Here is a 19,169-nt window from a genome sequence, read left to right as displayed (position 1 = left end):
TCCGCCCTGCCCCTCTACGCGGCGAATCCATATAGACACAGTTCGGCCATAGATTCCCCGCCAATCCGGCGCGTTCTATGCTTGATCGCAAATTATGTCCAGCCTTGACAAGGGGATGGGGGCACAATGTCGCGGGAAAATACGGATGAATTTTTAGGCAATCCGCAGGCTTCAGCGGATCGAAGCCTAGCCGGCAGACGCTTTTCTAAACCACCTTCGCCTCGCGCCCGGGCATATCTTCGTCTGCACCAAGGAAGCCGCCGGACTGGCGCGCCCATAGCTCTGCATAAAGCCCGCCCCTTCCGACCAGTGATTCATGCGTGCCTTCTTCGATGATCCGACCGCGATCGACGACGATCAGCCGATCGAGTGCGGCGATGGTGGAAAGGCGGTGCGCGATGGCGAGCACGGTCTTCCCCTCCATGATCCGGCTGAGATTGGACTGGATCACCTCTTCCACCTCGGAATCAAGCGCCGAGGTCGCCTCGTCGAGCACGAGGATCGGCGCGTCCTTCAGCATGACGCGCGCGATCGCTATGCGCTGCCGCTGCCCGCCTGAAAGCTTCACGCCACGCTCGCCGACATGCGCATCGAAACCCTTGCGTCCCTGCTGATCTTGCAGCTGATCGATGAAGCCGAGCGCCTCGGCCCGCCGCGCGGCGTCAAGCAGCCGCTCCTCGCCCGCATCGGGCCGGCCAAAGAGGATGTTGTCCTTGACCGAGCGGTGCAGCAGCGACGTATCCTGGCTGACGACGCCTATCTGCATGCGCAGCGACTCCTGGCTGACGGCGGCGATATCCTGGCCATCGACAAGGATGCGTCCGCCTTCAAGGTCGTAAAGGCGCAGCAAGAGATGGACCAGCGTCGATTTGCCGGCGCCGGAACGCCCGACGATCCCGACCTTCTCGCCGGCCGCGACGGTGAGCGAGAAATTCTCGATGACACCCTTGCCCCGGCCGTAATGGAAGGAGACGTTTTCAAAGCGGATGCCGGGCTCCCGGACGACGAGATCGGAAGCATTGGGCCGATCGACGAGGGCGAGTGGCTGCGAAATCAGCTCGGCGGCGTTCTGGATCGTGCCGAGATTGCGCATGATGCCGTTGAATTGCGTCATCAGGCGCCCGAGGAGGAAGTTGAGGCGCAGGACCAGCGCCAGCGAAAAAGCCACCGAACCGGAACTCACCAACCCGCGCAGCCACAGATCGACGCTCAACCCGGCCATCGTCACGATCATTAGGCCGGAAAGCAGCGCCATCGAGGCGCGCACACCGGTGATGAAGCGGGTAAAGCGCAGCACGGTATCCTGATAGATGTCGAAGCCCTGGCGCATGTAGCGGTCGGTCTCCTCGTGACGAGCGAAAAGCTTCAGCGTCTGGATGTTGCTGTAGGAATCGACCATGCGGCCGTTGAGCATCGAGGCGGCTTCCGCCGTTTCGCGTGAGTGATAGCGGATGCGCGGCACGAAATAGCGGGCAAGCACGCCGAAGGCGCAAAGCCAGAACAGCACCACGGCGGCAAGCGAAAGATCGAGCCGCGCGACCAGCACCAGTGTCGTCGCTGCGTAGATTCCGACGAACCAGACGCTCTCCATGAGAGAGGTGGTGAGATCGCCCACCGCCTGGCCGGCCGACCAGACCTTCGTCACGATCCGCCCGGAAAAATCGCTCTGGAAGAAGTGCAGCGACTGGCGCGACACATGCAGATAGGACTGCCAGCGTGCGAGATTATAGAAGCCCGGCGTGATCACCTGCTGATCGACCAGCGCGATGAGAAAGGCAACCACGAAACGAACGAGGCCGATTAGCGCCAGCATGCCGAACAATTCGCCGCCGTGCGCAGCAAGCAGTTGGCTCCAGCCAACGCCCGGCTTGACGGCACCTAGTATATCGACCAGCCGTCCGACGAACCAGAAAAGCGCAGCCTCGATCGCTGCCGACATGCCGCCCAGAACGAGCATCGCGACGAACGGCCATTTTGCCTGGCCGATGTAGAACCAGATGAAGCCCGCGGTCGAACGCGGTGGCTGGATATTGCCGCGCGGTCGGAACGGATCGATCCAGTGTTCGAACAGATTGAGTATCGGGCGCAGGAGCATCATTGCGTTATAGTCCGGGACAACCCTGCGGCAAAGGCAATGGAGGACGGGCAGAACCTAATATTTTGGCAATTTTCGGTAACATCGGCGGCATCCGTGTTGAATGTCGCTGACCTCGTCACGATCTCGGAGTACAATCGCCGTTTAACGGAGAAATACCGTCATGGAAACGAGGGTGCTTGCGTCGCATATTCCGCTGCCGCTTGCGAAAAGACTCGATGAAACCGCAGCCCAACTCGGCATATCGCGCGACACCATCGTCAGCGAGGCCGTTGCCGCATGGCTCGACAACGAGGAAGAACGCCGCCTGACGGCACTCCGCACGATGGCAGGCGCCATCGTCGTGGTCGAACGTCATAGGGTACGGGATTGGGCGGACAGCCTGTGAACAGGCTCTTTTAGGATTCGTTCAGTGCATGCGGTAGGTCGCGCCGACCGTGCAAAATGCGAAGAATTGCGATGCCGCGATCGCCTGAAAAGTAATAGGATGGGCCATGACGGCAATCCGGCCAAAGAAGGATCGCTGACAGCCTTTGGCGCTCCGGCATCCGGATAATCACAAAGACGCTAGAGAGATTCCTCGACGCGAGCCACAAACCGCAGGCCGAGTTCGTTGCCGCTGTGCTCGGCCAGGTAAGCGGCCTGCGATAAAATATCCCTTCGGGCCGCGGGCTTGATGATGAGCTTCACCGGGATTTCTTTTCCCGCTGAGCGGAAAGAAGCTGTGCCGCTTCTTTCTTCAGATCGCTCCAGAACTCAGGCGTAGCTAGCCTCTCCGGAGGCCAACCCTTCAAGGAGCAGAGCTTCCAGCCGCGCTTCATTCTCACGCGCCTTGAGTCTGTCGGGTAGCGAGATCGTCACGGTTGCCATGATGGAATCCTCTTCTCGCCCAGCCGGCATAGCACGGCTTCTTAGAAAGAAAAGCCCTCCCGCTTTTCATTTCACCGGGAGGGCCTTTTCGCCTTACTCCGCCGCTTCCTCGGCTTCTACCGAATGATCGGCGAGGAAGCCGCCGGACTGCCGGGTCCAGAGGTCGGCATATATGCCACCCTGGCTGACGAGATCGGCGTGCGAACCGGCCTCGATGATCCGGCCTTTGTCGAGCACGATCAGGCGGTCCATCTCCGTCAGCGTCGACAGGCGATGGGCGATCGCGATTACCGTCTTGCCTTCCATCAGCGCAAATAGGTTCTCCTGGATCGCCGCTTCCACTTCGGAATCGAGCGCCGAGGTCGCCTCGTCGAGCACCAGGATCGGCGCGTCCTTCAGGAACACGCGCGCGATCGCAACGCGCTGGCGCTGGCCGCCGGAGAGCTTGACGCCCCGCTCGCCGACCTGCGCGTCGAGCCCCTTGCGGCCCTGCATGTCGACAAGCCCGTCGATGAACTCCCAGGCATTTGCCCGCTTCGCCGCCTCGATCACGTCCTCATCCGTCGCGTCCGGACGGCCGTAGGCAATGTTGTCGCGGATCGAGCGATGCAGCAACGACGTATCCTGCGTCACCACGCCGATCAGCGACCGGAGGCTTTCCTGCGACACTTGCGAGATGTCCTGCCCGTCGATGGTGATGCGGCCGGTTTCCAGATCGTAAAAGCGCAGCAGCAGGTTCATCAGCGTCGTCTTGCCTGCCCCGGACCGGCCGACGAGGCCGACCTTCTCACCCGCCTTGATATCGAGCGAAAGGCTTTCGATGACGCCCTTGCCCTTGCCGTAGTGGAAGCGGATGCGGTCGTAGTGGATCGCACCTTTCTTCGCCTGCATCGGCGGTGCACCAGGCTTGTCGGTGATGTCGTGGCTCTTCGTCATCATTTCCATGCCGTCATAGACGGTACCGATGTTTTCGAAGAGCGCCGACACCTCCCACATGATCCACTGCGACATGCCGTTGACACGCATCGCAAGGCCGATCGCGATGGCGATCGCGCCGACCGAGATCTGGCCATTCAGCCAAAACCAGATCGACAGGCCCGAGATGACGAAGAGTGCCACGCAGTTGTTGATATAGACGCACACATGGAACAGCGTGACGCGGCGCATCTGCTGGTGAACCGTCTGCAGGAATTCGTCCATGCCGGCCTTGGCATAGCCTTCCTCCCTGCCCGCGTGCGAGAACAGCTTGACGGTCGCAATGTTCGTGTAGCTATCGACCACCCGGCCGGTCATCATCGAACGCGCATCGGCCTGACGTGCGGCGATCCTGCGAAGCCGCGGCACGAAATACGACACGATGCCGACATAGATACCAAGCCAGACCAGGATCGGCATCATCAGCCGCCAGTCTGCCGCGGCGATCACGATGATCATCGTCAGGAAGTACGTGACGACATAGACGAAGACGTCGAGGATCTTCATCGTTGTTTCACGAACTGCAAGCGAGGTCTGCATCACCTTGGTCGCAACGCGTCCGGCAAATTCGTTGGCGAAGAAGGTCATGCTGTGGCGCAGCAGGAAGCGGTGCATCTGCCAGCGCGCGCTCATCGGATAGTTGCCGAGCAGAACCTGATGCATGATGAGCGAATCGAGCCCGGCCGCCAGCGGCAGGCCGATAAGGATCAAAGCCGCCATCCAGGCAAGCTTGTGCCACTCCGTCTGCAGGAACGTCGCCTTGTCAGCATTCGTCAGCCAATCGACGACATCGCCGAGGAACTGGAAGAGTGCCACCTCGCCGATCGCAATCAGCGCCGTCAGCACCGCCATGGCCGCTAGCCAGGGCGCCGCAGGCTTCGTATAGTGCCAGCAGAAGGCAAAAAGACCTTTCGGGGGAACGACTGGCTCCTCACTCGGAAAGGGGTTCAGTCGCTGTTCGAACCAGCTAAACATGAAAAGTGCTCCGGAACTTTGCCGTTCCGCCTCCCGGCCTGCGCAAAACGCACTGAGGCACATATGGGAACCGGACGTTCGAGGGGCGAGGCCACGACAGCCGCGCAATGGATCAAAAATGGGAATTTTAGGAAGTTTTGCGCTCAGGAGCGCGAGATCGCCACGCTTGGTATCACGGCTGGAAGGCGCGTAAGCATCAGAATATTCATGTCGGCCCTCCCTAGCTGGCGATTGAAGATGCGCACCAATAACGCGAAAATTGCGAAATTTCCAGTCCAAAATCGGCGGAAATTGAACAATTCAGGGTCAAGATGCGTCCTGTTGCGCCGAAATCACAGTTGAACTAGGTCTCTTTGCCTTAAGCAGCAAAATGGTATTTCGGATGACCGATCTCAGACTGGCGCTCTATCAGCCCGACATCCCCGGCAATACCGGCACGATCCTGCGTCTCGCCGCCTGTCTCGGAATTGCCGTCGACATCATCGAGCCCGCCGGCTTCGACATTTCCGATCGCAATCTGAAACGCGCCGGCATGGACTATCTCGCAGCCGTCGCGCTCACCCGTCATGTCAGTTGGGATCGCTTCGAGGAATGGCGGGCTCCGACGGGCCGCCGCATCGTGCTTGCCTCCACCAAGGCATCGGGCCGGTACACCGACTTCGCATTTCGGCCGGACGACATTTTGCTGTTCGGCCGCGAAAGCGCGGGCGTTCCGGACCATGTTCACGAAAAAGCCGACGGGCGTATTCTGATCCCGATGGTCGAAGGCCAGCGGTCGATCAATGTCGCGGTCTCCGCCGCGATGATCGCCGGCGAGGCCATACGCCAGACCGTCTCGCGTTGATTTCGTCTCTGAGCGGCCGCGCGAAGCCTCGCCAAGATATGTCGCGAACGACGTTGTGATATCCCGAAACAGGCGTATTATATTTAGCCGGACAATCAAAAGAAGCCAGAATCCAGGCCACGATTTCAAAGAGATGGCAATGCGCTGAACGTCAGATTGCACAGCATTGCACCGGCCGCGAACGAGAAGAAAAGAACCCGCAGAGCATGGAATCCACGATCGTCATGATAAACCTGTTCGGCGCAGTAGCCCTGTTGCTGTTCGGTCTCGCGCAGGTGAAGGATGGCGTATCGCGGGCCTTCGGCGCACGGCTGCGGACGGGTCTTGCGACCGGCACGCGCGGCGGATTGCGCTCCTTCGTTTCAGGCTTCGTCGCAACGCTGGCATTGCAAAGCTCCACGGCGACGGCGCTGATGGTCGCCTCCTTCGTCGAGCGCGAACTGGTCAAGCCGCGCATGGCGCAGATCGTCTTGCTCGGCGCCAATGTCGGCACGGCAGTCACGGCCTGGATCGTCGCGACCGGCATCGAATGGCTGTCGCCGCTCGTCATCCTCGCGGGTATCATCCTCTATCGTAGCGGCTCGACCGCACGCCAGGGCGGCGGCACCGCCCTGATCGGCATCGGTCTCATGCTCCTGTCGCTGCACCTCCTGAGCGGCGCAACCGAGCCGATGCGCCAATCTCCTGCCCTCGCCGCCTTCATCGGCCTGCTCGACAACGCCTGGCCGGTGGCGCTTGCCTTTTCCGCCGGCATTGCCTTCATCTCCTCGTCGAGCCTCGCCGCCGTGGTGCTGATCCTTTCGTTGGCGTCAACCGGTATTCTTTCGGCCGGCCTCGTGATCGTGCTCGTTCTGGGCGCCAATCTTGGCGGCGCAATTCCGCCAGTTGTCGCTTCGCTTGCGGGGCCTGCCTCCGCAAAACGCGTTGCGCTGGGCAACCTGATCGTGCGCGCCGCCGGCTGCGTGATCGCGTTGCCGCTTGCCGGCTATGGAGCTGAACTTCTGGAAATGCTGCCGCTTGCGCCCACCAAGCTGCCGGTCGATGCGCATCTCGGCTTTAACCTGATCCTCGCGGCTCTCGCCTGGCCGTTCTCGCGCCTCTTGTCGCAGCTGATGCTGCGCCTCGTTCCGGAGGAAACACAGACCGATAATGCGCCGAAATATCTCGACCAGCACGAGTTGTCGACGCCCGTCGTGGCGCTTGCGAGCGCCACTCGCGAAGTCCTCGGTGTCGGTGACATCATCGAACGCATGCTGATGCGCGCCTCTGACGCCTTCGAGCAGAACGACCTGACGAAGCTCAAGGAAATTCCCACGCTCGAAAAGCGGGTTGACAGCCTGCAGCAGGAAGTGAAGGTCTACCTTTCCAAGCTTGGCCGCGAGGGCCTGAGCGAAGAGAACGGCCGCCACTCGATCGTCATCATTGACTACGCCATCAACCTCGAGCATATCGGCGACATCATCGAAAAGGGCCTGCTGCCGCAGATAGGCAAGAAGGCTTCGCTCGGCCTGCGGTTCTCCGACGACGGCTACCAGGAGCTCAAGAAGCTCTTCCATCTGACGATCGACAACCTGCGGATCGCACAAACGATCTTCGTGACGCGCGACTTCAATCTCGCCAAGCAGATGATGGAAGTGAAGGTCGAGGTGCGCAGGATGGAGAAGCAATCGGCCGAACGCCACCTTGAACGCCTGCGCGAGGGCTACGCCGACAGTCTGCAGACGAGCTCGCTACATCTCGACATGCTGCGCGACCTGAAGCGCATCAACGCCCACATTGTCTCGGTGGCGCACCCGATCCTCGACGAGAGCGGATTGCTCATCGAGAGCCGACTGCGCACGCCTGCGGAATGACGGTCAGTCGGCGGAAGGAAGCCGGCGCATGGTGAATTCGATCTGGTCGTTGTCGAGCTGCCGCCAGCTTTCCACTTCGGTCCAGTAGGCCGCCTTCGGGTATTCGGCGAACCATTCGCGCGCCTTGGCCCGCGCGTCGAGCAGGCCAAGGCGGTATGTCTGGCGTACGAAATGGTCGCCCTTCCGGGCAGTGCCTTCCGCCCGATGCCGTTCGATCCTTCGCTTCAAGCCGTCAAACGACGGAGGTCCCGGGATTTTAGTCATGAAACCTACCTCTGACCGAAAAGGTAGTATTCAAAATTTCAATTTGCGAGTCGAATCTTTGCCGCCTCGACTGCGTCCTTCCGCCCGCTGGCAAGCCACCGATGCACCTGATACCACGAAGCCATAATTAGCGATGATCGAGTCGCGTTGTGTTGTAATGTAGGGGTAATGATGGAACGACCAGACCTGCCGGTCGGCCTGCCGGACGATATCGAAGACAAGAAAACCGCCGCCCGCACGTGGTTCGAAGGTTTGCGCGATACAATCTGCGCCTCCTTCGAAGCTCTGGAAGACGAGTTGACCGGCCCGCTTTCGGATCAGGAGCCAGGCCGTTTCCTCGGCAAGGAATGGTCGCGTGAAAATGGTGCCGGCGGTGGGGGCTGCATGTCGATGATGCATGGCCGCGTCTTCGAAAAGGTCGGCGTGCATACCTCCACCGTCTACGGCGAATTCGCGCCCGATCTTCGTGCCCAGATGCCGGGCGCCAGCGAAGACCCGCGCTTCTGGGCCTCGGGGATTTCGTTGATCGCCCATCCGGTGAACCCCAACGTGCCCACGGTGCATATGAACACCCGCATGGTCGTCACCTCCAGCCGCTGGTTCGGTGGCGGTGCGGACCTGACGCCGGTGCTCGACCGGCGCCGTACGCAGGAAGACGACGACAGCCGCCTCTTCCACAAGGCGATGGAAATCGCCTGCCGCAGCCATTCAGGCGTCGCAGACTACGGTGCTTACAAGAAATGGTGCGACGAGTACTTCTTCTTGAAGCATCGCAACGAGCCGCGCGGCATCGGCGGCATCTTCTATGACTGGCTGCATTCGAGCGAAGAAGCTGGCGGCTGGGAGGCTGATTTTGCATTCACGCGCGATGTCGGCCGGGCCTTCGCCATGGTCTATCCGAAAATCGTCCGCTCCAACTTCAACAAGGAATGGACGGAGGCGGACCGTGACGAGCAATTGATCAGGCGCGGGCGCTATGTCGAGTTCAATTTGCTCTACGATCGCGGTACAATTTTCGGACTGAAGACAGGTGGCAATATCGAGTCAATTCTCTCATCGATGCCGCCGGTCGTCCGGTGGCCATGACCGTACGACAGCGTACGGGTAAAAATACATTACATGGCCTTCAAGAAGCGTGAGCGTGCGCTAAACTAACGTGCTAAACTGAGCTTGTGTTGCCTAACAATCGGAGGAGGATTGTCATGATGATACAGAGCGGTTCGCCGGCGTCTGCGGATGCTCGGGAGGCATCTCGTGCAATCGATACCCCGGACTTCCTGAACCGCATCGCCGAAGAAATGCGAGCAACGAGCGGCTCCGATCTGCCCCTGTCCTGCTTCATCGAACAGGTGAAGTTGCAGCTCGCTGCCGGAAAATCGCCCGAAGAACTGCGGGGACAGGCACGAGAAAGTGCAGATTCGAATGCCCCGTACCAGTCGTCCGAGTGCTTCCGTGCTTGGGCGATGCCGGAATATCGCAGGTGACTTGCCGGCCGATGTGCATCATCGGCCGGAACCTTCCCCCCGTTTCGCACATTGAAGAGAAACGCGTGTCAGCGCGATTATTCCGTCATGTTCCGGACAAAGGAGTTAGACAATGCGACTTTTCGAATGCGGTACGCTCGTACCGGGCTGCGCCTGGCATACACGCGCCGATGAAGACGCCGAGGTCGTCCGCCGCGTGGTCGAGCACTTGAAGTCCGCCCATGGTGAAACGGTCATTCGCGAAAAACATGATCGACAACATCAAGGCCCGCATCCGCGACGAAGCGACCGCGGCCTGATCACGTCGAAAGTTCATTCAGCCGGGCGAGCAGCGCCGCCCGGTCGGCGGCAAAATTCTCGTCCACCCATTGGCTCTCGAGTTTCGCAAGCGTCTCGCCGACACGTGGACCTGCCGGGATTCCGGTGGAAATGACATCGCCGCCGCCGATCGGAAACTTCGGCTTCCTCCACGCGAGTGCCTGGGCCAGCAGCTTGCCGAGCCTGGCCGATCGGCTCATCTCCTCCATATTGCCTTCCGCCTTGCCGCGGGCAACGGCGAGCGCGAGCTTCAGGCGCGTGGCGATGCCTTCCGCTCCGTTGCGATAGAGCAGCCGGTCGAAGGCGGCGGCAGACATTTCGTCATCGACCGGGGGGGCCGCCGCCCAGGCCCTGAAAAAGGCCGCTTCGGCATTCGAAAATCTCAGGCGAACTGCCATCCTCTCCAGCCGTTCGGCATCGGGCGGAAACGATCGAAGCAAGCCGCAGGAGCGGGTCGGGCTTCCAGCTGAGCGCCTTTTCTGTCGCAACCAATGCCGGAATGGCGTCGATGCCCCATTTCTCGGTCTCCGGCAGGACCTCGGTGAGCACCGCGACCTGCCGCATCCAGAGCAGCGCCCTGCCCGGGTCTTCGGCAGCAAGCAGCTTGCGAAGTTCGGACCAGACCCTTTCGGATGAAAGGGTGCTGAGCTTCGAGCGTGCCGCCGAACAGGACCGCAGTCCTTCCGCGTCAGGCCGGCCGGAGCCGTAATGAGCAAAAAAGCGGAAGAACCGCAGGATGCGCAGATAGTCTTCGGCGATGCGCGCGGCCGCATCGCCGATGAAACGGATATTGCGCTTCTCGATATCGGCAAGCCCGCCGACGAGATCGACCACTTCGCCCTTGGAATTCATGTAAAGCGCATTGATCGTAAAGTCGCGTCGCTCCGCATCCGCCTGCCAATTAGTACTGAAGGCGACCTTGGCGCGGCGCCCGTCAGTTTCGACGTCGGTGCGCAGCGTCGTCACTTCGAACGGCTTCCCTTCGATCACAAGCGTCACCGTGCCATGCTCGACGCCGGTCGGGATCGCCTTGATGCCGTCGGCTTTCGCCCGTTCCGTCACGGTGTCCGGCGTCAGCGTCGTCGCGACGTCGATATCGCTGACCGGGATCCCCATCAGGCTGTTGCGCACGGCGCCGCCTACGACGCGCCCTTCGCCGCCGTCCGCATTCAGGAGCGCGAAGACGCGCTGAAGGCGGAGATCTTGGAACCATGCTTCATCAGCAAGGCTGGTCATGCATAAAGCCTCTCGTAAAGGGTGCGAACAATGCCCGCGGTGATGCCCCAGATCATCCAGCTTTCATAGGGCATGCGGTAAAAATGCCGGTCGATGCCTTCGACCACGCGCCTGTCGCGGGTGTGGTTGTCCGGATTCATCAGGAACGACAGCGGCACCTCGAAGACATCGTCGACTTCTCGCGGATTGAGCTTCAGCTCGAAACCCCGCTTAACGATGCCAAGCACCGGCGTGATGCGAAAGCCGGTGGCGGCGAGATAATGCGGCAGGCGGCCGACCGTCTCCACGAAGGAGCCGGCAATGCCGATCTCCTCGTGCGTTTCCCGTAGAGCTGCCATCTCCGGAGAAATGTCCGTAGAGTCGATCGCCCCGCCCGGAAAGGATATCTGCCCGGAATGCTTGCGCAGGTTCGTCGTGCGCTTGGTGAAGATCACCCGCGCCTCGTCGCCGTCGTCGACCACCGGCACGAGGACCGCGGCGTCGCGTAGACGGAAGCCCTCGACCATCGTGACGATATCCGGATTGAGGACGTGATCACCATGATCCCGCCAGGAATGATCGACCGGCCCGCCGCTCTGACTGAGCGCCCGGCGGCGGAATTCGGCGGCGGAATAAAGTGGGTAACGCTGGTTCAGGGCATTGCTCATCGGGAAAGCGCATCCAGTTCGTCGGCCGGCATGATGGGAAAGAGCGAACCGCCGGAGCGGACGCAGAACATCTCCTTGCCCTCCATGTCGGCAATCTCGCCGAGGTCCGCCAGCTCGTACATCACGGCACGCGATACTAAGGCCTCGAGACGCCCGCGCACATGCAGATAGGGCTTCAGTTCGCGGTTTGCGCCATGGATCACGAAACGCAACGGATGCTCCTTGCCGGCTTCGACGACATCGCCGGTATTGGTGCGGAATGTCAGCACCTGCTGACCGCCGCGATTCGTAGCGATCATCTCGACTGCGACGAACGGCGCGTCGGCGACCTGGATCCCGACTTTTTCCACAGGAGTTACGAGATAGGTCTTTCCGTCCTCTTCCTTACGCAGGACGGTCGAAAACAGGCGAACCAAGGGCGCGCGGCCGATCGGCGTTCCCATGTAGAACCAGGTGCCGTCGGCGCGGATTTCCATGTCGATATCGCCGCAGAACGGCGGATTCCATTTCTCGACGGGCGGAAGTCCGCGCTTTTTGCCTCCGTCTTCGCCCGCAGCACGCGAAATCAGCGCGGCAAGCCCTGCGGCATCTTCGCTCGCTCTTATCTCTTGCGCTGCCATTCTTCTGTCCCGGTTTGCTTTTAACGAAAGGGTAGTCACGAGATAGTCATTTGGAACGAACTTGTCAGCCCGCAACATCTCCATAACTCTATAGGGTACGAGCCAGAGGCGTAAATCCGCCGATTCGCGACGAATGATTCAGCCGTTGGAGATACCTGATGGGTATGATGAAGACCGAAGACAGCCTCGATGAAAGGGAAGTCATCGCCGCTGCGGAAAAGGCGCTCGCCGATATCGCCCTTGTTCGCGAAGAAGTCTCGAAGGTGATCTTCGGCCAGGAAAGCGTCGTCGAAAACACCCTGCTCGCCGTCCTTTCCGGTGGCCATGCGCTTCTGGTCGGCGTTCCCGGCCTTGCAAAGACCAAGCTGGTGACCACGCTCGGCGAAGTGCTGGGCCTCGGCGCCAACCGCATCCAGTTCACGCCGGACCTGATGCCGTCGGACATCTTGGGCTCCGAAGTGATGGACCAGGACGAGAACGGCCGCCGCTCCTTCCGCTTCGTCAAGGGCCCGGTCTTCGCCCAGCTGTTGATGGCCGACGAGATCAACCGCGCCTCGCCGCGCACGCAGTCGGCGCTGCTGCAGTCGATGCAGGAGTATCATGTCACCATCGCCGGCCAGCGCTACGACCTGCCGACGCCGTTCCACGTTCTCGCGACGCAGAACCCGCTGGAGCAGGAAGGCACCTACCCGTTGCCGGAAGCCCAGCTCGACCGCTTCCTGCTGCAGGTGGACGTGCACTATCCGGAGCTTGCCGCCGAACGCCAGATCCTGCTGGAAACGACCGGTATCAGCGAAACGAAGCCGCAAGCCGTCCTCGATGCCGGGCGGCTGATGGAAATCCAGAGGCTCATCCGCCAGATGCCGGTGAGCGACAAGGTGGTCGACGCGATCCTCGATCTCGTGCGCTCCGCCCGCCCTGGCCAGGGCAACGCCGCGACCGACAAGAATGTCGCCTGGGGGCCCGGCCCGCGCGCCGGCCAAGCCATGATGCTCTGCGCCCGCGCCCGTGCCCTCTACGAAGGCCGGCTCGCGCCGTCGCTCGATGATATCCATGCGCTTGCCGAACCCGTTCTCGAACACCGCATGGCGCTCACCTTCGCTGCCCGCGCCGAGGGCATGTCGGTCCGCGATGTCATCGCCGGCCTCGTCAAGCAGGCCAAAGGATAAGGAATCCGGACGCGTGGCATCTATCGGACAGATCGTCAATCCGACCCCTGGCAGCGATGCCCTTGCCCGCGCAAGGCAGCGGGCTTCCCTGGTGCCGGACTGCCTGGTCGAAGCCAAGCGCATCGCCAACAACGTGATTGCCGGCTGGCACGGCCGCCGCAAGCGCGGCATCGGTGAGAACTTCTGGCAATTCCGCCCCTATACCGAAGGGGAAAGCCTGTCGCGCATCGACTGGCGCCGTTCGGCCCGCGACGACCATACCTATGTCCGCGAGCGCGAATGGGAAGCCGCCCACACCATCTGGCTCTGGGCCGACATGTCGCCCTCGATGATGTACAAGTCGACCTTCGGCAGCGTCTCGAAGGAAGGCCGTGCGCTCGTCATCATGCTGGCGCTCGCTGAAATCCTGGCGCGCTCCGGGGAACGCATCGGCTGCCCCGGCGTCATGGAACCGGTCGCCGCCCGCAACGCCGCCGAGCGGCTTGCGACCGCGCTGATGCATGCGCCGCTGCCCGGCGGACTACCGGAAATCGCCATGATCCGCGGCTGGAGCGATCTCGTGCTCATCGGCGACTTCCTAGACGATGCACCGGCGATCATGGCCCGCATCACCCCGCTTGCCCGCCGCGGCCTTCGCGGCCATATGGTCGAGATCGCCGATCCCGCCGAAGAGCTTTTTCCTTATACCGGCCGCACCGAATTCACCGATCCGGAAACCGGTTCGAAGCTCGTGTCCGGCCGTGCGGAAAACATCCGCGAAGCCTATAGCCGCGCTTATCTGGCACGCCGGGACGATCTCGGCCAGTCGCTTCGCCACCTCGGCTGGACGTTCGTCACCCATCGCACCGATCACCTGGCATCCGAAGCGCTGGTCGCCGTGCACATGTATCTTTCCGGCATGCCGGCAAAGGCGACGCATGGAGGGCTGTTATGAGCACCCTTCCCTTTGCTTTCGCCTATCCTGCAATACTCGGCGCGCTTGTCGCCCTGCCGGTCATCTGGTGGCTTCTGCGGCTCACGCCGCCGCGTCCGAAGTCCGAAGTCTTCCCGCCGCTGAAGATTCTGGCGGCCGTGCTGAAGCGTGAGGAAACACCTGCCCAAAGCCCTTGGTGGCTGACGCTGCTGCGTATGCTGCTGGCCGCTGCCGTGATCCTCGCCATTGCCGACCCGGTCTTCAATCCGCGTACCAGTTCGCTTGCCGCAGGCGGCCCGCTGGTGCTCTTCGTCGACAACGGCTGGGCGACGTCGCCGGATTGGGAACGCCGCGTGCAGACCGCCGAAGCGCTGATCGACGATGCCGAATCCGCGGGCACGCCCGTCGCGGTCGCCTTTACGGCCGATCCGACCAACAATGCCGTGCCGGGCACCGCGACAGCAGCCCGCGATATGCTGCGCGCCGCCGAGCCGCAGCCGCTCGTTCCGGATCGCGAACGCGCCTTCGAGGCATTGCGCGCGGCCCTCAACGGCACGAAACCCGGCACCCTCGCCTTCCTTTCCGATGGCGCTGCCGCCAAGGAAGACGATGCCACCGTCCGCCAACTCGCCGACCTGCAGCCTGCCGAGCTCCGTCTCATCGAAGGCGATGCCACACGAACGGTCGCGATCACCGGTGCCACGAATGCCGCAGACGCCATGAGCGTGACCGCGACGCGCGTTGACAGCACGGGCGCTGCCTCGCTGCCGCTGACGGCGCAGGATGCCCAGGGCCGCGCGATTGCCGCAGGCACGGTCGATTTCCAGCCCGGACAGTCGGTTGCCTCAGGCTCGATTCCCGCCCCCTTCGAGATGCGCAACGATTTCGCACGCGTCAGCATCGACAATCATGCGACGGCAGGCTCGGTCCATCTGCTCGACGATGGCTTCAAGCGCCGCCGCGTGGTGCTGCTTTCCGGCGAAGCGGGCGATGAATTCCAGCCGCTACTTTCGCCTCTCTATTACATTCAGCGCGCATTGCAGCCTTATGCCGATCTGATCCAGCCGAACACACCGGATCTCGCGGCCTCCATTCCCGACCTGCTGTCGCAGAACCCGTCGGTCATCATCATGGCCGATATCGGTCGGCTGCCGCAGGAGACCTATGAGCCGATGCAGCGCTGGATCGCCAATGGCGGCACGCTGATCCGCTTCGCCGGTCCGCGCCTTGCCGCCGCGCCGGCGGATGACCCGCTGGTGCCGGTGACGTTGCGCCAGGGCGAGCGTGCGCTCGGCGGCGCGCTCTCCTGGGCCGAGCCGCAGCCGCTCGCGGATTTCCCGAATTTCGGTCCTTTCGCCGGCATGGCCAAACCGACAGACGTGACCGTCAAGCGCCAGGTTCTGGCCGAGCCGACGCCCGATCTTGCCGAGCGCACCTGGGCAAGCCTTGCCGACGGCACGCCGTTGGTAACGACCAAGCCGATCAATGCCGGCCGTATCGTGCTCTTCCATGTCAGCGCCGAGGCGACCTGGTCCAACCTGCCGATCTCCGGCAATTTCGTCGAGATGCTGCGCCGCATCGTTCAACTCTCCCGCTCGGGCGGCGTAACCTCCGAAGCCGGTGCTGCAACCACCGCCGAAGCCCTGCCGCCCTTCCGCCTGCTGACCGCGAAGGGCGTGCTGACGACGGAGACCGGCACTGCGCGGCCGCTGATCCCGAACGCAAAGGCCGAGCCCGTTTCCAATTTCGACAATCCGCCAGGACTCTATGGTTCAGAAGACGGCTTTACCGCATTGAACGTATTACCGAATAACGCCGAGCTGAGGCCGCTCGACACGGCTGGCATCAATGTCCTGCGCGAAGGCCTGATCGGCGGTGAAACCTGGTCCGCCAAGCCCACTCTCTTCCTCATCGCCTTCCTGTTGCTCCTGGCGGACAGCCTCATCGTGATGTTCATGGGCGGCGCCTTCTCCCGGTTGCGTTCGGCCGCGCGTCCTGCGGCGATCATCGCAGTTGCCGTCAGTGCGGCCTTCTTCCTGCAGCCGTCGCAATTGCGCGCCGACGATTCCAAGCCCGGCGACGACCAGATATTCCAGCGACTGGACAATACTCACCTCGCCTATGTCGTCACCGGCGAGCAGGAGGTCGACAATATTTCCGAGCATGGCCTTGAAGGCCTGACCGAGTTCCTGACCTTCCGCACGACGCTAGAACCGGCGCCACCCGTCGGCCTTGATCTGACGAAGGACGAGCTGTCCTTCTATCCGATCATCTATTGGCCGGTTTCGGCCTCCGCGCCGATGCCGTCTGCGGCTGCGATTAACCGCATCGACGCCTATATGCGCGCCGGCGGAACGGTACTTTTCGATACGCGAGACCAGTTCGCCTCGCTGGACAATAATGGCGGTGCGTCGAGCGCCAATGGCGAGCGTCTGCAGCAGATCCTCGCCAATCTCGACATCCCTCCACTGGAGCCGGTTCCTTCGGACCACGTGCTGACGAAGTCCTTCTACCTGCTCTCCAGCTTCCCGGGCCGCTATTCCGGAAGCCCTCTCTGGATCGAATCGCGACAGGACGACCGCGCGTCGGACGCCAAATCCACCGCCTCGGCCGACGGCGTTTCGCCGATCCTGATCACCGGCAACGATTTGGCCGGGGCCTGGGCGGTCGATCAGAACGGCTCACCAATGCTGCCGACCGTTCCGCCGGATGAGATGCAGCGCGAATACTCCTATCGCGCCGGCGTCAACATCATGATGTATATGCTGACGGGCAACTACAAGACCGATCAGGTCCACATCCCCGCGCTCCTCGAACGGCTGGGACAGTGACATGACGGTTGATTTCTCGCCCTTCATTCCCTGGCCGGTTCTTGCGGCGCTCGCGGCCATCGTCGCGGTTGTCGCGGCCTTCGCCATCTGGCGCGGCATCCGCGGCGCCTGGATCCGCACGCTCGCCGCCTTCGCATTGCTGGCAGCGCTCGCCAATCCGCTGCTCATGCAGGAAGACCGCGAGCAGCTTTCGACGGTCGTTCCCGTCATCGTCGACCGCAGCCAGAGCCAGCAGACGCCGGAACGCATCAAGATGACCGACGAGGCGCTGGCGCAGCTGAAGGATCGCCTCTCGCGCTTCCCGAACATCGAACCCCGCTATGTCGATGCGACCGAGCCGGAAGATTCCGATACGCCGTCCACACGCCTCTTCACCGCGCTTTCGGCTGCCGTTGCCGACGTGCCTCCTGCCCGCATCGGCGGCGCGATCATGCTGACGGACGGCGAAGTGCATGACGCGCCGGGCGTCACTCAGGCGATCGGCTTCGACGCGCCGGTCCACGGCCTGATTACCGGTAAGGCCAACGAATTCGACCGCCGCATCGAGGTGATCAAGGCGCCGCGCTTCGGCATCGTCAATGAAGAGCAGCAACTGGTCCTGCGCGTCTTCGACGACGGCCCGAGCCCCGGCAGCACGGCCGATGTCACCGTGAAGCTGAACGGCGACGTGATCGCCACGATGCAGGCGACGCCGGGTCAGGATACGCCGTTTTCCTTCAGGGTCCCGCGCGGCGGCAGCAACGTGCTGGAATTCTCGGTGGCTGGATTCCCCGGCGAAGTGACCGAGGCAAACAACCGCGCCGTTCATGTCATCGATGGTATCCGTGAGAACCTGCGCGTGCTTCTGGTCTCCGGCGAACCGCATGCCGGCGAGCGCGCCTGGCGCAATCTCCTGAAGTCCGACGCCTCGGTCGATCTCGTCCATTTCACCATTCTGCGCCCGCCCGAAAAGCAGGACGGCACGCCGATCAACGAGCTTTCGCTGATCGCCTTCCCGACGCGCGAGCTTTTCGTCGACAAGATCAAAGACTTCGACTTGATCATCTTCGATCGGTACCAGCACCGCGGCGTGCTGCCGATCCTTTACTACGACTACATCGCCCAATATGTCGAAAACGGCGGCGCGCTGCTGATCGCCGCGGGTCCCGAACATGCCGGCCAGGATTCGATCGCACTGACGCCGCTTTCGGCCGTTCTTCCCGCCGAGCCGACCGGCCAGATGATTGACAAGGCCTTCTATCCCCGCCTTTCCGAGGAGGGCCGCAAGCATCCCGTCACCCGCGGCCTCGACGGCTCCGTTGATGAGCCGCCGCATTGGGGCCGCTGGTTCCGCAGCGTCGATGTCGCCTCACCGCATGGCCAGACGGTGATGGTCGGCGCCGACAATCATCCGCTGCTGCTTTTGAACCGCGCCGGCCAGGGGCGCGTCGCCATGCTGCTCTCCGACCAGGGCTGGCTCTGGGCCCGCGGCTTCGAGGGCGGCGGCCCGCATGTCTCGCTCTACCGCCGCATCGCGCATTGGCTGATGAAGGAACCGGCGCTGGAGGAGGAAGCGCTGACGGCGCGCGCCTCAGGCCGCACGCTGGAGGTTACCCGCCAGACGATCGGCGACAATCCGGGCGAGGCTACGGTCCGATATCCGTCGGGCAAGATGGAAAACCTGCCGCTGGCGCAATCCGAGCCCGGTCTCTTCAAGGCCGAGAAGAAGATGGATGAGATCGGCCTCTTCGAAATCCGCAACGGCGACCTGACGACGCTCGTCCATGTCGGTGCCGTCGATGCGCCCGAATTCAAGGCGATGATCTCGACGACGGACGTGCTGAAGCCGATTTCCGACAAGACACGCGGCCTTGTCACCCGCGTTTCAGATACTAATGGCGCTGTCGAGGTGCCGCCGATCCTGCCGGTTCGCGGTCAGATCCGCGTGGTCGACAACGATCGCATGCAGATCAAGCTGACTAACGAGACAGTTCTTAAGGGCATCAACACCTTGCCGCTCTTTGCCGGTTTTGCCGGCGTCGGCGTGCTGCTGCTCGCCTTTGGCGCCATGTGGTGGCGCGAAGGACGATGACGCC

15 protein-coding genes and 2 pseudogenes are annotated in these 19,169 nt (G+C 62.2%); 10 read left to right on the top strand and 7 right to left on the bottom strand.

The window, feature by feature from the left end; translation table 11 throughout:
• Positions 1-205: 205 nt before the first annotated feature.
• Complete coding sequence (locus tag ACZ9BX_RS02140) at positions 206-2,095, bottom strand: ABC transporter ATP-binding protein (protein WP_476219880.1); 1,890 nt, start codon at positions 2,093-2,095, stop codon at positions 206-208.
• Positions 2,096-2,258: 163 nt separating this feature from the next.
• Between ACZ9BX_RS02140 and ACZ9BX_RS02135 the strand changes: the two genes are divergently transcribed.
• Positions 2,259-2,483 carry a ribbon-helix-helix domain-containing protein gene (locus ACZ9BX_RS02135; RefSeq protein WP_027508356.1) on the top strand — a complete coding sequence of 75 codons (225 nt, stop codon included), beginning with the start codon at positions 2,259-2,261 and terminating at the stop codon, positions 2,481-2,483.
• 179 nt (positions 2,484-2,662) lie between these two features.
• On the opposite strand, the gene ACZ9BX_RS02130 is transcribed toward ACZ9BX_RS02135, so the two are convergent.
• Both ACZ9BX_RS02130 and ACZ9BX_RS02125 read right to left on the bottom strand, forming a co-directional pair.
• Positions 2,663-2,785: a hypothetical protein gene (locus ACZ9BX_RS02130; RefSeq protein WP_476215422.1), complete on the bottom strand. Its 123-nt coding sequence runs from the start codon at positions 2,783-2,785 to the stop codon at positions 2,663-2,665.
• A gap of 273 nt (positions 2,786-3,058) precedes the next feature.
• Positions 3,059-4,915 carry an ABC transporter ATP-binding protein gene (locus ACZ9BX_RS02125; RefSeq protein ID WP_476215420.1) on the bottom strand — a complete coding sequence of 619 codons (1,857 nt, stop codon included), beginning with the start codon at positions 4,913-4,915 and terminating at the stop codon, positions 3,059-3,061.
• A 382-nt stretch (positions 4,916-5,297) separates the two neighbouring features.
• On the opposite strand from ACZ9BX_RS02125, the gene ACZ9BX_RS02120 reads away from it, so the two are divergent.
• Positions 5,298-5,759, top strand: a complete 462-nt coding sequence (locus tag ACZ9BX_RS02120; protein ID WP_476215418.1) for a tRNA (cytidine(34)-2'-O)-methyltransferase — start codon at positions 5,298-5,300, stop codon at positions 5,757-5,759.
• 206 nt (positions 5,760-5,965) lie between these two features.
• A complete protein-coding gene (locus tag ACZ9BX_RS02115; RefSeq protein WP_476215416.1) occupies positions 5,966-7,612 on the top strand; it encodes a Na/Pi cotransporter family protein in 1,647 nt (548 codons plus the stop codon).
• A 3-nt stretch (positions 7,613-7,615) separates the two neighbouring features.
• On the opposite strand, the gene ACZ9BX_RS02110 is transcribed toward ACZ9BX_RS02115, so the two are convergent.
• Positions 7,616-7,876, bottom strand: a complete 261-nt coding sequence (locus tag ACZ9BX_RS02110; protein ID WP_022714201.1) for a hypothetical protein — start codon at positions 7,874-7,876, stop codon at positions 7,616-7,618.
• 171 nt (positions 7,877-8,047) lie between these two features.
• Between ACZ9BX_RS02110 and hemF the strand changes: the two genes are divergently transcribed.
• From hemF to ACZ9BX_RS02095, 3 genes and pseudogenes are all read left to right on the top strand, one after another.
• A complete protein-coding gene (hemF, locus tag ACZ9BX_RS02105; RefSeq protein ID WP_476215414.1) occupies positions 8,048-8,962 on the top strand; it encodes an oxygen-dependent coproporphyrinogen oxidase in 915 nt (304 codons plus the stop codon).
• Positions 8,963-9,078: 116 nt separating this feature from the next.
• On the top strand, positions 9,079-9,360 hold the full coding sequence (locus tag ACZ9BX_RS02100) for a hypothetical protein (protein WP_476215413.1): 282 nt from the start codon (positions 9,079-9,081) through the stop codon (positions 9,358-9,360).
• 112 nt (positions 9,361-9,472) lie between these two features.
• A pseudogene (locus tag ACZ9BX_RS02095) lies at positions 9,473-9,659 on the top strand (DUF1059 domain-containing protein).
• On the opposite strand, the pseudogene ACZ9BX_RS02090 reads toward ACZ9BX_RS02095, so the two are convergent.
• The 3 genes and pseudogenes from ACZ9BX_RS02090 to ACZ9BX_RS02080 form a co-directional block, all read right to left on the bottom strand.
• Positions 9,660-10,914, bottom strand: a pseudogene (locus tag ACZ9BX_RS02090) (CCA tRNA nucleotidyltransferase). It abuts the pseudogene before it with no gap.
• A complete protein-coding gene (locus ACZ9BX_RS02085) occupies positions 10,911-11,561 on the bottom strand; it encodes a CoA pyrophosphatase (protein ID WP_476215411.1) in 651 nt (216 codons plus the stop codon). Before ACZ9BX_RS02085 ends, ACZ9BX_RS02090 begins: the two are co-directional and overlap by 4 nt.
• Positions 11,558-12,181 carry a DUF1285 domain-containing protein gene (locus tag ACZ9BX_RS02080; RefSeq protein ID WP_476215409.1) on the bottom strand — a complete coding sequence of 208 codons (624 nt, stop codon included), beginning with the start codon at positions 12,179-12,181 and terminating at the stop codon, positions 11,558-11,560. The genes ACZ9BX_RS02085 and ACZ9BX_RS02080 overlap by 4 nt, the downstream gene beginning before the upstream one ends.
• Positions 12,182-12,339: 158 nt before the next feature.
• On the opposite strand from ACZ9BX_RS02080, the gene ACZ9BX_RS02075 reads away from it, so the two are divergent.
• From ACZ9BX_RS02075 to ACZ9BX_RS02060, 4 genes are read left to right on the top strand one after another with little or no spacing between them, the layout of a single operon-like run.
• On the top strand, positions 12,340-13,350 hold the full coding sequence (locus ACZ9BX_RS02075; protein WP_476215407.1) for an AAA family ATPase: 1,011 nt from the start codon (positions 12,340-12,342) through the stop codon (positions 13,348-13,350).
• A gap of 13 nt (positions 13,351-13,363) precedes the next feature.
• A complete protein-coding gene (locus tag ACZ9BX_RS02070) occupies positions 13,364-14,284 on the top strand; it encodes a DUF58 domain-containing protein (RefSeq protein WP_476215405.1) in 921 nt (306 codons plus the stop codon).
• Positions 14,281-17,094 carry a DUF4159 domain-containing protein gene (locus ACZ9BX_RS02065; RefSeq protein ID WP_476215403.1) on the top strand — a complete coding sequence of 938 codons (2,814 nt, stop codon included), beginning with the start codon at positions 14,281-14,283 and terminating at the stop codon, positions 17,092-17,094. The genes ACZ9BX_RS02070 and ACZ9BX_RS02065 overlap by 4 nt, the downstream gene beginning before the upstream one ends.
• 1 nt (position 17,095) lies before the next feature.
• The gene (locus ACZ9BX_RS02060; protein WP_476215401.1) at positions 17,096-19,165 is read left to right on the top strand and encodes a hypothetical protein; all 2,070 of its coding nucleotides are present in this window, start codon (positions 17,096-17,098) and stop codon (positions 19,163-19,165) included.
• The last annotated feature ends 4 nt before the right edge of the window (positions 19,166-19,169 follow it).

It is taken from the genome of Rhizobium sp. USDA 3886 (assembly GCF_056279785.1).
The sequence above is the reverse complement of the archived record's forward strand: the minus strand, read 5'-3'. Positions and strand labels throughout refer to the sequence as shown.